The sequence below is a fragment of the Rhodoferax sp. LS1P39 genome, assembly GCF_056521425.1.
Window position 1 is genome coordinate 69,854 of record NZ_JBWMAV010000013.1, and the last position, 12,711, is coordinate 82,564.

Here is a 12,711-nt window from a genome sequence, read left to right on the forward strand (position 1 = left end):
CAAAGCCCGATTAGCTGCCGTTTTGGGCCTCTTCTCCTGGTGCACACAGCCATAAATCCGATACATTTACACACAGGGTACCAGCGCCACGCCGCGCCACCCACCAACACTTCCCCGTAAACGATTGCCACCATCCCAACATGATTGTTCTCATCGGCTATGCCGTCTCCATGGGTTGCATCTTTGGTGTTTACATCTTCCACGGTGGCAACATCGCCGTCATCTTGACCGCGCTGCCGTTTGAGCTGATCACGATCTTCGGCGGGGCGCTGGGCGCATTTGCGGTGAACAACCAGCCCAAGGTGCTCAAAGCCACCATGGCCCTGCTGCCGCAGGCGCTGAAGGGCTCCAAATACACCAAGACGCGCTACATGGAGCTGCTGTCCTTGATGTACGACATTTTGCAAAAGGCCCGCAAGGAAGGGCTGATGGCCATCGAAGGCGATGTGGAGTCGCCCGAAAATTCCGAAATCTTCAAAAAATACCCCACGGTGGGCAGCGACCACCACGTGGTCGAGTTCATGACCGACTACCTGCGCATGATGGTGTCGGGCAATCTGAATGCCCACGAGATCGAGTCGCTGATGGACAGCGAAATCGACACCCACCACGCCGAAGCCCACGCCCCGATTGCCGCGATTGCCCGCCTGGCCGGTGCCCTGCCCGCTTTCGGGATTGTGGCGGCGGTGCTGGGGGTGGTGAACACCATGGGCTCGGTGGGCCAGCCCCCGGCGGTGCTGGGCGGCATGATTGCATCTGCGCTGGTGGGTACCTTTCTGGGGATTTTGCTGGCGTACGGCGTGGTGGAGCCGCTGGGCGGCCTGCTGGAGCAGAAAACCGAAGACAGCGCCAAGGAACTGCAGTGCATGAAGACCACGCTGCTGGCCAGCATGCAGGGCTACAACCCGGCCACCGCCATCGAATTTGGCCGCAAGGTGCTGTTCTCGGGCGACCGACCCAGCTTTGCGGAACTGGAAGGCCATGTGCGTGGCAAAAAGTAACCCAGGACTTCCGCAAGTTCTCCCTGTAAGCCCGAAGGGCGACACAGGGGCGCGGCGTAAGTCCTATAACTCTTTAACCGACTGATATGGCGACGGAAGGCAAAAAGCTCCAACCGATCATCGTCAAGAAGATCAAAAAAGGCGGCCACGCCGTGCATGGCGGTGCCTGGAAGATTGCCTACGCCGACTTTGTGACGGCCATGATGGCCTTCTTTTTGCTGATGTGGCTGCTGGGCTCGACCTCCGAAGGCGACAAAAAAGGCCTGTCCGATTTCTTCAACACACCGCTCAAGGTGGCCATGCAAGGCGGCAGCGGTGCCGGGGCCAGCAACAGCATCTTGTCGGGCGGCGGTTCGGACCTGACCAAGTCGGCGGGCCAAGGCACGCGCGGCACCGGCGACGACCCGGTCAAGAAGAAGATGGAAGAGGCGGCCGCCAAGGCCGAAATTGCCAAGCAGGATGCTTCGCGCATCAAGAATCTGCGTGACAAGATCGATGCCTTGATCACCAACAACCCCAAGCTGGCCGAGTTCCGCTCGCAGATCCGCATGGAAACCACGCCCGACGGCTTGCAGATCCAGATCGTGGACGAGCAGAATCGGCCCATGTTCGACAGCGGCAGCGCCCTGGTCAAACCCTATATGCGCGACATCCTGCGGGCGATCGGCGAGGCCCTGAACGGGGTTGAAAACCGCATCAGCCTGGCCGGGCACACCGACAGCACACCCTACGGCAATGGCGAGCGGGGCTACAGCAACTGGGAATTGTCCGCCGACCGGGCCAATGCCTCGCGCCGCGAGCTGGTGGCCGCCGGGATGCCCGACGACAAAATGGCCCGCGTGGTGGGATTGGCCGCCAGCAGCCTGCTGGACCCCAAAACACCGCTGGCACCGGTGAATCGGCGCATCAGCATTACGATCATGACCAGAGAAGCCGAGGCGCGGCTCATGGGCAATGCCACAATAGCAGCTTCTGTAACAAATGAAACAGCGCCGGATCCCGAGCAGAATGCCGTTCCAACGCCCGCACGGGGTGTACAAAAACCATGAGATCGCCGAGAACCTCCAAAATGCGCTTAATTCCAGCAACCTTCATCGAAAGGGTCACCCGTGGCAAATGACCTGCGTTTTCTAATCGTGGACGACTTCTCCACCATGCGCCGCATTGTGCGTAACCTGCTCAAAGAGATTGGTTACCCCGATGCGGATGAAGCCGAAGACGGCCTCGCGGCGCTGCAAAAGCTCCGTAGCGGCCTGCATTTTGATTTCGTGGTGAGCGACATCAACATGCCCAACATGAATGGATTCCAGCTGCTGGCGGAAGTCAAGGGCGACGAGAAGCTCAAGCACCTGCCGGTGCTGATGGTGACCGCCGAAGCCCGCAAGGAAGACATTGTGGCCGCCGCCCAGGGGGGCGCTGCGGGCTACATCGTCAAACCGTTCACCAAGGCCACGCTGGAAGACAAGCTGATACACATTCTCAAGAAGAACGGGCTGATCCCAGCATGACCGCCGCTGCCCTACACGCCGATGGAGATATCCAGCCAGCGGTGCACCAAAAACTGGGCATGCTGACCCGTCAGCTACACGATTCACTCAACGAGCTGGGCTACACCGACAAGCTCAAAGGCAGCGCCGAAGAGCTACCCGACGCGCAAAGCCGCCTCACCTACATCGCCCGCCTGACCGGCGAGGCCGCTGAAAAGGTACTCAGCCGGGTCGATCTGGCCAAAATCCAGCACGACTTCATTGCTGCCGAAACCAGCAAACTGGCGGCGTTCATCGTCAAGGATCCGGTGGCCGCCGTCGCCACCGGTGCGGTGTACAACTTTGTGGCCGATGTGGAGCGCGCCAGCAAAGAAATCGACATGCATCTAACCGAAATCATGATGGCGCAGGATTTCCACGACCTCACCGGCCAGGTGATTGCGCGGGTGGTCAACCTCACCTCGACCATCGAAAAACAACTGGTCGAGCTGCTGATCCAGACCGCGCCCAGCACGGCACCCGCCCAGCCCAAAGCCCCGGAAGGCCTGGCCGGTCCGGTGGTGGATCCCACCTCGCGCACCGACATCGTCACCGACCAGTCCCAAGTGGACGATTTGCTGGCCAGCTTAGGGTTCTAATAAGCCACGCTAAAGCCTCTTTATCAGGCTTTAGCCCGACAGCGCGCTGCCGACAATGGGGATTCCTAAAACCCCATTGCCATGGAATCATCCAGCCAAGACAAAGACCTACCCGCCACCCAGCGCAAGCTTGACCAAGCGCGCAAGGATGGGCAGGCCTCGCGCTCCAAGGACTTGTCCCATCTGGCGGTGTTGGGCACGGGCTCTGTGGCCGTGCTGGTGCTGGCCCCCACTTTTTTAGACCACTTCAAACGGGTGCTGGGCCAACAGCTCTCGTTCGACGCGGCCACCCTGGCGCAAAACGGCAACATGCTGGACCGCCTGCAGGATGTGGTGCTGGTCGGCATGGTGGCCAGCAGCGTGTTTGCGGCGATTGTGCTGGCAGCCGCCATCGGCAGCGCCGTGGCATCGGGCGGCTGGGTGGCCAGCCTCAAACCCATCATGCCGGACTTCAGCCGCATCAGCCCCATCGCCGGGTTTGGCCGCCTGTTTTCCAAAGAACAGGCCACCGACATCGCCAAACTACTGGTCATCACCACGGTGTTGGTATCGGTAGCCTGGGTTTACTTGTCCAATAGCCTGCAATCGGTCGCGCAGCTGGTGCTGCAGCCGTCCTCGGCCTCCATCCAGCATGTGGCGAACTGGATCACCTCGGGCATGAGCCTGCTGCTGCTGGTGGTGTTTGCGGTGGCGGTGATCGACGTGCCGTTGCAAACCTTTTTGATGAAGTCGCGCCTGAAGATGTCGCACCAGGAGGTGAAGCAGGAGCACAAGGAATCGGACGGCAACCCGCAAATGAAGGGCCAGATGCGCGCCCGGGCCCGCGAGATCGCCCAGCGCACCAGCGTCAATGCCGTGCCCAAAGCCGACTTTGTGCTGATGAACCCCACCCACTTCGCCGTGGCCCTCAAGTACGACGAGAAAACCATGCACGCCCCGCAGGTCATCGCCAAGGGGGCCGACCTGGTGGCCATGAAAATCCGCGACATGGCCAAGAGCCATGCCATTCCCGTGTTCCAGTCGCCCATGCTGGCCCGGGCCTTGTACGCGCATGCCGAAATCAATGGCGAAATCCCGTCAGCCCTGTACACCGCCGTGGCCCAGGTGCTGGCCTACGTGTACCGCGTGAAGGCCGCCATGCGCGGCGAGGGCCCGATGCCCGACAGCTTCCCGCAACCCGACGTACCGCCCGAGCTGGACCCGCTGGGCAACACCATTCTGGCGGAGGCGACCCCATGAACCCCCAGCTCCAATCGATACAGCAGTGGTTCAACAACAACCGCAAAATGCTGCAGGGCGTATCGGCCCCGATGATGGTGATGGTGATTTTGGCCATGATGGTGCTGCCCATGCCCGCGTGGCTGCTGGACACGTTTTTCACCATCAATATCGCGGTGGCGCTGATGGTGATGATGGTGGCGGCCTACATGGTGCGGCCTTTGGACTTTGCCGCCTTCCCCTCGGTGCTGCTACTCACCACGCTGATGCGCCTGTCGCTCAACGTGGCCTCCACCCGCGTGGTGCTGCTGGAGGGCCACACCGGCCCGGGTGCTGCCGGTGCGGTGATCGAAGCCTTTGGCCACTTTCTGATCGGTGGCAACTTTGCGGTGGGTTTGATCGTGTTCGCGATTCTGGTGGTCATCAACTTCATCGTAGTGACCAAGGGCTCCGAGCGGATCGCCGAAGTGTCGGCCCGCTTCACCCTGGATGCCATGCCCGGCAAGCAAATGGCGGTGGATGCCGACCTGAACGCCGGCTTGATCAACGAAAAAGAAGCCAAACGCCGCCGCGCCGAAGTGGGCGAAGAAGCCGACTTCTTCGGCTCCATGGACGGTGCCTCCAAGTTCGTGCGCGGCGACGCGATTGCCGGCATCCTGATCCTGATCATCAACATCGTGGGCGGCTTCACCATCGGTGTGCTGCAACACGACCTGACCGCCGCCAAGGCCGCCGACACCTACATCCTGTTGGCCGTGGGCGATGCACTGGTGGCACAAATCCCCGGCCTGCTGATCTCGATTGCCGCCGCCATGGTGGTGTCGCGCGTAGGCAAGGACGACGACATCGGCAAGCAGATCATCGGCCAGTTGTTTGACTCGCCCAAGGTGCTGGGCATCACGGCGGGCATCATGGCGGTGATGGGCATCATCCCCAACATGCCGCATGTGGTGTTTCTGTCGATGGCCGCGGTGCTGGGCTACATGGCCTGGGCCATTGCCCACCGGCCCGTGCCCCAGGAATCTACTTTGCTGGTCGGCCCGCCGCCCACCGACGGCGAAGCCACCTGGGACGACCTGCAACCCGTCGACCTGCTGGGGCTGGAGCTGGGCTACCGCCTCATCACCCTGGTGGACAAAACCCGCCCCGGCGACCTGCTGACCCGCATCAAGGGCGTGCGCCGCAAGTTCGCCCAGGAAGTGGGCTTTTTGCCGCCGCCAGTGCATGTGCGCGACAACCTGGAACTCAAGCCCAGCGGCTACCGCATCACCCTGCGCGGCGTGGTGGTGGGCGAAGGCGAAGCCTTCCCCGGCATGTACCTGGCCATCAACCCCGGCGGCATCACTACCCCGCTGATCGGCACCGCTACCACCGACCCGGCCTTTGGCCTGCCCGCCCACTGGATCGACGAGCGCCAGAAGGAAGCGGCACAAATGGCAGGCTTTACCGTGGTTGATTCGGAAACCGTGATGGCCACACATTTGTCACACTTGATGCAAGTGCAGGCGGCCCGTTTACTGAGCCGCACCGAGACACAGCAACTGGTGGAGCATGTCAGCAAACTGGCCCCCAAACTGATCGAAGAAGTGGTTCCCAAAATGGTGTCTATCGCCACGTTCCAGAAAGTCTTGCAGCTCTTGCTGGAAGAGTCTGTGCACATCCGCGACATCCGCACCATCGTCGAATGCCTGGCCGAGCACGCCGTGGCCACCACCGACCCCGCCGACCTGGCCCGCCGCGTGCGTATCGCCCTGGCTCCGGCCATCGTGCAGCAGATCTACGGCCCCACCCGAGAACTCAACGTCATTGCCATCGAACCCAGCCTGGAACGCATGCTGGTACAGGCCCTGGGCAATGCCGCAGGCCCGGCACTCGACCCCGGCGTGGCCGACCTGCTGACCCGCAACGTGGCCGATGTGGCCCTGCAGCAGGAAGAGCTGGGCGTGCCCGCCTGCCTGCTGGTACCCGACCAGATCCGCAACGCCATTTCCCGGCTGGTGCGCCGCGTAGCCCCCCGCTTGCAGGTGCTGGCGCATAGCGAAATACCAGAAACCCACACCATCCGCATTGGCCCCATCCTCAAAGGTGCACTGACATGAACATCCAACGCTTTCACGCTGCCACGTCCCGCGAAGCTTTGGCCAAGGCCCGTGCGGTCTTTGGTGAAGGGACGCTGATTCTGTCCAACCGCCCCACGCCCAACGGCGTGGAAGTGGTGGCCACCGCAGAAGACTCCCTGTCGGCACTCGACCGGCCCGGCGTGGCACCCGCCCCGGCATCAGCGGCCTCGGCAGCCACCCTGGCCATGGCACAGACCCCGGTGGAAGAAGACACCGAGCAACTGGCCATGAGCACGCTGTCGTTCCAGGACTATGTGCGCGAACGCATGCTGCGCCGCCGCCACGAGAACAGCCCCGACCTGCGCGAAGAAATCTTCCCCCCCAAGACCTCGGTACAGGCCGCACCTGCGCCCATGGCCCCGCCTGTGCAGCGCGCCAAACCTGCCGTGCACGCCGTGCCGTTTGCGCAGCCCGTGGCCCGCCAGAAAGCCGCCCCGGCAGCCGCCGCCACCATCAATTCCAAGGGCATCGTGGACGAGCTGCAGGCCATGAAGGACATGATTGAAGAGCGCTTCAACACCATGGCCTGGCTGGGCAAGACCAAGCAGGACCCGATCCAGTCCAACCTGATGCTCAAGCTGATCCGCGCCGGGTACTCGCCCGACCTGGCCCGCGCCGTGATGGAGCGCCTGCCCGAAGATGCCACGCCCGCCGAAGCCATCCGCTGGTTGATGGGCGTGCTGGAGCAAAACCTGCGCACCGATGCCGGTAGCAAGCCGATCTTCGAGCAAGGCGGCGTGTTCGCGCTGGTGGGTGCCACGGGCGTGGGCAAAACCACTACCGCCGCCAAGCTGGCCGCGCACTGCGCCCGGGTCCACGGGCCCAACAGCGTGGGCCTGATCACGCTGGACACCTACCGCGTGGCCGCCCACGAGCAACTGCGCGCCTTTGGTCGCATGCTGGGCGTGGTGGCCCACCTGGCCCACGACCGCGCCGCCCTGCAAGACCTGCTGGGCCTGCTGGGCAACAAACGCATGGTGCTGATCGACACCACCGGCATCGCCCCCAAAGACCCGCGCAAGCGCGACATGATGGACGTGCTGGACCTGCCCGGCGTCAACCGCCTGCTGGTACTCAACGCGGGCAGCCACGGCGACACCATGGACGAAGTGCTCACCTCGTTCAAGACCCGGGGCCTGCAGCAGGCAATCCTGTCCAAAATCGACGAAGCCGCCAAGCTCGGCCCGGCGCTGGATGCCATCATCCGCCACCAACTGGTGCTGCGCGGTGTGTGCAACGGCCAGCGCGTGCCCGAAGACTGGGAACCCGCCGATGCCAAGAAGCTGGTGCGCGCCTCGATGCGCTCCACCACCAAGTCGGCGTTCGACCCCAAGGCCGCCGACCTGAACTTCTTCTTCACCCCGGCACCGATGGAATCCAGCCGCCTGGAACGGGCGCATGCTTGACACCAGTGCCGACCAGGGCGCCAGCCTGCGCCGCATTGCGCCGCAAGCCGCCTGGAGCGTGATTGCCATGGTGACCCGGGGCGACACCGCCACCGAGTTGCCGCTGCTCTGGCAGATCTGCGCGGCCCTGCAAAGTTTTAGCCTGCGCATCACCGTATTGGATGCAAGCTCGGCAGAAACGGAAGACAATCCAGGCTTGCAGAATCTGTTGGACCACGCACACTGGCAAGAAGATGCCGCTCCCGATGCCGACCATGACGCGCCCCCCTGGCATATCGTGCCCGCCCGTCTGGGGCTGAGCCGCCTGGCCCTGCAGACCCGCCAGGATTCCCCCATGTCCCCCCCACCCCTCCAAGCCCTCAGCCACCTGTTCCGTAGCTGCGACCTGGTCGTGGTGTATGCCGATGCCCAACTGCTGGCCACCTTGATGCCGGGCAGCCAGGTGCGCCCGCTGCTGGCCGTCACGCCGCTACGCGCGTCCATCCTGGGGGGCTACCAAAATTTCAAGAAGCTGCTGCTGCAGGCGCGGCTGGTGCCGCTGATTGCCTCGGTGGTCACCACGCCCTTCAAAAACGCCGAGCTGCTGGCCAAATCCACCGGGCGGGCGCTGCAAAACTGCGCCCACCGGCACCTGGACTGCCAGACCGACTTCATGACGGTGCGCTCGTTCCCGCAAAAAACCGCCCGCTGGGACGATGCCCACCCGATCGCCCTGCGCCTGATGGCCAGCGCCATCCCCATGGCCCACGGGGTGGGAAGCCGCTGATGTACACCGCCAAAGGCCATATGGACCGCGAGCACATGCTGCGCCAGTATGTGCCGCTGGTGCGTCGGCTGGCGCACCACATGATTGCCAAGCTGCCGCCCAACATCGAGCTGGACGACCTGATCCAGGTCGGCATGATTGGCTTGTCTGAGGCGCTCACCCGCTACGAGGTGGCCCAGGGCGTGCAGTTCGAGACCTTTGCCACCCAGCGCATCCGCGGGGCCATGATCGACGAGCTGCGCGAGGGCGACTGGATGTCACGCGGCTCGCGCAAGAGCCAGAAAGAGATCGAACGCGCCGTGCAGCGCCTGGAGCAAAAGCTGGGCCGCAGCCCGCTGGAGTCCGAAATCGCCATCGAGCTGGAGATGACCCTGGCCGACTACCAGGAGCTGCTGGGCAAGGTGCGCGGCACGCAACTGGTGTACCTGGAAGACATGAACGGCAACTCCGAAGAAGGCGCGGGCTTTCTGGACCGGCACGTGGCGGATGAGGCCGCCGACCCGGTCAGCCTGCTGCGCGACCAACGTCTGCGCGCGTCGCTGGTCGATGCCATCAAGACCCTGCCCGACCGCGAGCAGTACATCATGAGCATGTACTACGAAAACGACATGAACCTGAAAGAGATTGCGGCGGTGCTGGAAATCACCGAGTCACGGGTCTGCCAGCTGCACAGCCAGTCGATTGCCCGGTTGCGGGCCAAGATGCGCAGCCACTAGCGGGCTGCTATCTTATTTAAATCATATTTTGATAGCTGCTTGCGCTTGTTTAGTAAGCGCAAGCAGGTGATTTGATGCCTTAAAAAAGGCCAAAAAACTGAATTTTCAGCTGGCGACCGAGGCGTAGATGCGCGCCGCACCGCCCCGGTAGGTGGCGGCTTTGCCACCCGAATAGGTGCCCGGCTGCTGGGCCTGGGGCAGCACGGTGGCCAGGGCCCGGTCGACCACCACGACACGGCGGGCCAGGTTGGAGCGTTGTTGGGACAGGGTGAGGGAGACTTTTTCCAGCCGACGGCGCATGTCGGCGTTCAGCGAGTGCATGCCGCCGGGGGTGCGGCCCCATACGGCCATGTCGGCCATGGCCTGGCGCAGCGCAGTGCTGGCGGCCTCCAAAACCAGGGGTTCGCCCGCAATCAGGGCGGCGGATACTTCTTCGAGCAATTGCTCTACGCGCAACAGGCTGGCTTCCAGGCTGTGGGTGGCTGCGCGGGCCGTCATGCGGGTTGCTCCTGGATGAGGGTTGTGGAAGGAAAGCCGGTTAGCGGATGACGCTGAGCATCTCTTGCGCGTTGTCGAGCATCTTGTCGGCAATCGCTTCGGGGTTGATCTTGAAGGTGCCGTTCTTGATGGCGGCCTTGATGTCGGCCACTTTCTTGCTGTCGAAGTCGGAGCCCACGGCCCGGTCGTTCTGCTCCAGCGTGCGGGCCAGCGTAGACACCGACACCTGTGCACCGGCGGCGGGAATGGCGCGCGCACCCTTCTGGGCCACGCTCGCGGGCGCAGCTTCTTTGTCCTGATCGGCTTTTTTGAGCACGGCGGCATTCACTGCGGCCGTTACATCTATCCCTTGTCCAATTTTCATCACGCTCTCCAGCAGCCTTGACGTTAAGGCATCGTAGCAATGGTTTCGGCAGCTTTGGCATTTTCTTAAATGTTATATGGCTAAAAAACCAGCTGTTACATCTCGACCACGATGGTGCGGGCATCCTGCACTACGCCGGACATCACCCGGCCACTCTCCAGCCGCACCTTGGCGGCCTGGCCCACCACCCCGGCAGTGATGGCCTGGCCGTCGGACATGACCTGGAAACCCACGCCCTGGGCCAGCACCCGGATCTGGGTGCCCGCCTGGAACACCTGGGCCGGTTTGACCATCGCCTGGCGCACGGTTTGCCCGGCCACCCAGGAGCGGGCCGCCACCTGGCCTATCCATTGCTCGGAATTGGCCACCACGGGCGACGCGTCCTCGGCCCAATCGACCTCGGCCTCCATCGCATCATTGGCCGTGAGCACACTGCCCGCCGCCACATTGGTTTTGGCCACCCAGGCCTGGCCCATGGCCTTGACGGTGACCGGCATGAACACATTCCAGCGGGTGGCACCGGCCAGGCAGCGCAGGCCCAAACGGCTTTTGCCCCACAAACGGGTGCCTGGCGGCATATAAGGCTCCACCTTGGCGCAGGGGGCCAGTTGCAAACGCGGGTCCAGCGTGCCCAGCGCCACTTCCATGCGCAACGCTATGCCATTGACTGGCGGGGCCTGCACCATGGCCGACTCCAGCCAGCGTTGGCTGGTGCCCACCATGTCGGCCTCGGCCTGGGCACGCACGCCCGCCGCGCACAGCACAAGGGCGGCGCAAAGCATGTTTGGTAGCAGCAGTGGCATAGAACCTCCAATTTCCTGGCGACAAGACTAAGGCCAGACCACCCCAGGCAAAGCCGCGAACTGCGCCGCAATCACCCGCTTCTTCCCGGGCTCAAAAGGCTCAAGTTTTTCCATAATTTGCCAAAGCGAGATCCGGGATGGCACCGGAGGTTTTGCAATTGATTACCTAGCGGGGTGTTGCATGTTGGACAAAATGGTGGGTGCTGTGGACTTTCAAAGCAAGGCCCTGGTGCTGCGCGCCGAACGCCAGCGCACCATTGCCAGCAATATTGCCAACGTGGATACCCCCGGCTTTGTGGCGCGCGACTTCAACTTCAAGGACGCCATGGGTGCCGCCACCGCCAGCCAGGGGCTGATCGCAGGCCACAGAACCGACAACCGGCACCTGAATCTACCCAGCCTGGACGGCAGCAGCCTGGGCAGCGCCCAAAACCGCGGCTACAGCGCGCAAAGCCAGCCCAACCTGGACAACAACACGGTAGATCTGGACCGCGAGCGGGCCAACTTTGTCGATAACGCGGTGCGTTACGAGGCCACCCTGCGCTTTATCAACGGCACGGCCAAGACCATGCTCAGCGCTATCACCGGCCAATAAGGAGTCTCGCCATGTCCATGTTTTCGATTTTTGGGGTCTCTGGCAGCGCCATCAGCGCCCAGTCGCAGCGCCTGAACGTGGTGGCCAGCAACCTGGCCAACGTCGATGCCGTGGCCGGGCCCGATGGCCAGGCCTACAAGGCCCGCCAGGTGGTGTTCCAGACCACGCTGCTGGGGGCCGAGAGCGCCGCCGGGGTGCGGGTGAAAGAAATTTCCGAGAGCCAGCAGCCGGGCCGCAAGGTGCTGGACCCCACCCACCCCTCGGCCGATGCCGAGGGCTACGTCACCCATTCCAACGTCAACGCGGTGGACGAGATGGTGAACATGATCTCCGCCTCCCGCTCCTACCAGAACAACGTAGAAGTGATGAACACCGCCAAGTCCTTGCTGCTGAAAACGCTGCAAATGGGCCAATAACTTTACTGAAAGCACGCCATGGCCCTGGATGTCACCGCACTGAACGCCGCCAGCAGCTCGCTGGTGGGCACCACCAGCACCAACAGCACGAGTGCCGAAGCCTCGCAAGACCGGTTCCTGAAGCTGCTGGTAGCCCAGCTGAACAACCAGGACCCGATGAACCCGATGGACAACGCGCAGATGACCAGTCAGCTGGCGCAGATCAACACCGTCTCGGGCATCCAGACGCTGAACGACACCATGAAAAGCATGGCCACGCAAATTGCCGCCCTGCAATCGCTGCAAGGCAGCGCCACCATTGGCCGCGAGGTGCTGACCGAGGGCGACACCCTGACGGTGACCAACGGCGTGGGCCAGGGCGCGTTTGATCTGGCCAGCGCCGCCGACGCGGTAAAAGTGGAAGTACGCACCGCCGGGGGCACTTTGCTGGGCACGCAAAACCTGGGCGCGCTGGAAGCCGGTCGCCAGGCCGTTTCCTGGGATGCGTCCAAGTACACCAACTCGGGCGACCTGACATTCAAGGTCATCGCCACCAAGGGGGCCACCGCCGTGACCACCACGTCGCTGGAGCGCAACAAGGTGGTGTCGGTCAGCAACGACAACAACGTTCTCAATCTGCAACTGCAAAACGGTGCTTCGGTGGCTTACAGCGCCGTCAAAGCCATTTTGTAACCCTGCCGTCT

Annotated in this window: 15 protein-coding genes; 12 read left to right on the forward strand and 3 right to left on the reverse strand. The window is 63.0% G+C overall.

Annotated elements, in window-relative coordinates; all coding sequences use genetic code 11:
* Positions 1 to 140: 140 nt before the first annotated feature.
* From motA to AC097O_RS18565, 9 genes are all read left to right on the forward strand, one after another.
* The gene (gene motA / locus AC097O_RS18525) at positions 141 to 1,001 is read left to right on the forward strand and encodes a flagellar motor stator protein MotA (protein WP_315245474.1); all 861 of its coding nucleotides are present in this window, start codon (positions 141 to 143) and stop codon (positions 999 to 1,001) included.
* Positions 1,002 to 1,087: 86 nt separating this feature from the next.
* Positions 1,088 to 2,050 (forward strand): flagellar motor protein MotB, encoded by a 963-nt coding sequence (gene motB / locus AC097O_RS18530; RefSeq protein WP_479594350.1) that lies wholly within the window; start codon positions 1,088 to 1,090, stop codon positions 2,048 to 2,050.
* 60 nt (positions 2,051 to 2,110) lie between these two features.
* The gene (locus AC097O_RS18535; RefSeq protein ID WP_348027440.1) at positions 2,111 to 2,509 is read left to right on the forward strand and encodes a response regulator; all 399 of its coding nucleotides are present in this window, start codon (positions 2,111 to 2,113) and stop codon (positions 2,507 to 2,509) included.
* Positions 2,506 to 3,126 carry a protein phosphatase CheZ gene (locus tag AC097O_RS18540; protein WP_479594351.1) on the forward strand — a complete coding sequence of 207 codons (621 nt, stop codon included), beginning with the start codon at positions 2,506 to 2,508 and terminating at the stop codon, positions 3,124 to 3,126. Before AC097O_RS18535 ends, AC097O_RS18540 begins: the two co-directional genes overlap by 4 nt.
* 81 nt (positions 3,127 to 3,207) lie before the next feature.
* On the forward strand, positions 3,208 to 4,365 hold the full coding sequence (locus AC097O_RS18545) for an EscU/YscU/HrcU family type III secretion system export apparatus switch protein (RefSeq protein WP_479594352.1): 1,158 nt from the start codon (positions 3,208 to 3,210) through the stop codon (positions 4,363 to 4,365).
* A complete protein-coding gene (gene flhA / locus AC097O_RS18550) occupies positions 4,362 to 6,443 on the forward strand; it encodes a flagellar biosynthesis protein FlhA (RefSeq protein ID WP_479594353.1) in 2,082 nt (693 codons plus the stop codon). Before AC097O_RS18545 ends, flhA begins: the two co-directional genes overlap by 4 nt.
* On the forward strand, positions 6,440 to 7,870 hold the full coding sequence (flhF, locus tag AC097O_RS18555; protein WP_479594354.1) for a flagellar biosynthesis protein FlhF: 1,431 nt from the start codon (positions 6,440 to 6,442) through the stop codon (positions 7,868 to 7,870). The genes flhA and flhF overlap by 4 nt, the downstream gene beginning before the upstream one ends.
* Entirely contained in the window at positions 7,863 to 8,636 is a 774-nt protein-coding gene (locus AC097O_RS18560; protein WP_479594355.1) for a hypothetical protein, read from the forward strand. Before flhF ends, AC097O_RS18560 begins: the two co-directional genes overlap by 8 nt.
* Positions 8,636 to 9,352, forward strand: coding sequence for an RNA polymerase sigma factor FliA (locus AC097O_RS18565; RefSeq protein ID WP_479594356.1), 717 nt, complete (start codon positions 8,636 to 8,638; stop codon positions 9,350 to 9,352). The genes AC097O_RS18560 and AC097O_RS18565 overlap by 1 nt, the downstream gene beginning before the upstream one ends.
* A gap of 105 nt (positions 9,353 to 9,457) precedes the next feature.
* On the opposite strand, the gene AC097O_RS18570 is transcribed toward AC097O_RS18565, so the two are convergent.
* From AC097O_RS18570 to flgA, 3 genes are all read right to left on the reverse strand, one after another.
* A complete protein-coding gene (locus tag AC097O_RS18570) occupies positions 9,458 to 9,850 on the reverse strand; it encodes a hypothetical protein (protein WP_479594357.1) in 393 nt (130 codons plus the stop codon).
* 40 nt (positions 9,851 to 9,890) lie between these two features.
* The gene (flgM, locus tag AC097O_RS18575) at positions 9,891 to 10,214 is read right to left on the reverse strand and encodes a flagellar biosynthesis anti-sigma factor FlgM (protein ID WP_479594358.1); all 324 of its coding nucleotides are present in this window, start codon (positions 10,212 to 10,214) and stop codon (positions 9,891 to 9,893) included.
* Between the two features lie 95 nt (positions 10,215 to 10,309).
* Positions 10,310 to 10,996 (reverse strand): flagellar basal body P-ring formation chaperone FlgA, encoded by a 687-nt coding sequence (gene flgA / locus AC097O_RS18580; protein WP_479594359.1) that lies wholly within the window; start codon positions 10,994 to 10,996, stop codon positions 10,310 to 10,312.
* Between the two features lie 202 nt (positions 10,997 to 11,198).
* On the opposite strand from flgA, the gene flgB reads away from it, so the two are divergent.
* The 3 genes from flgB to AC097O_RS18595 are packed head-to-tail and all read left to right on the forward strand — an operon-like array spanning position 11,199 to position 12,700.
* On the forward strand, positions 11,199 to 11,612 hold the full coding sequence (flgB, locus tag AC097O_RS18585; protein WP_479594360.1) for a flagellar basal body rod protein FlgB: 414 nt from the start codon (positions 11,199 to 11,201) through the stop codon (positions 11,610 to 11,612).
* Between the two features lie 11 nt (positions 11,613 to 11,623).
* Positions 11,624 to 12,028 (forward strand): flagellar basal body rod protein FlgC, encoded by a 405-nt coding sequence (gene flgC / locus AC097O_RS18590; RefSeq protein ID WP_315190907.1) that lies wholly within the window; start codon positions 11,624 to 11,626, stop codon positions 12,026 to 12,028.
* Between the two features lie 18 nt (positions 12,029 to 12,046).
* On the forward strand, positions 12,047 to 12,700 hold the full coding sequence (locus AC097O_RS18595) for a flagellar hook assembly protein FlgD (protein ID WP_479594361.1): 654 nt from the start codon (positions 12,047 to 12,049) through the stop codon (positions 12,698 to 12,700).
* The last annotated feature ends 11 nt before the right edge of the window (positions 12,701 to 12,711 follow it).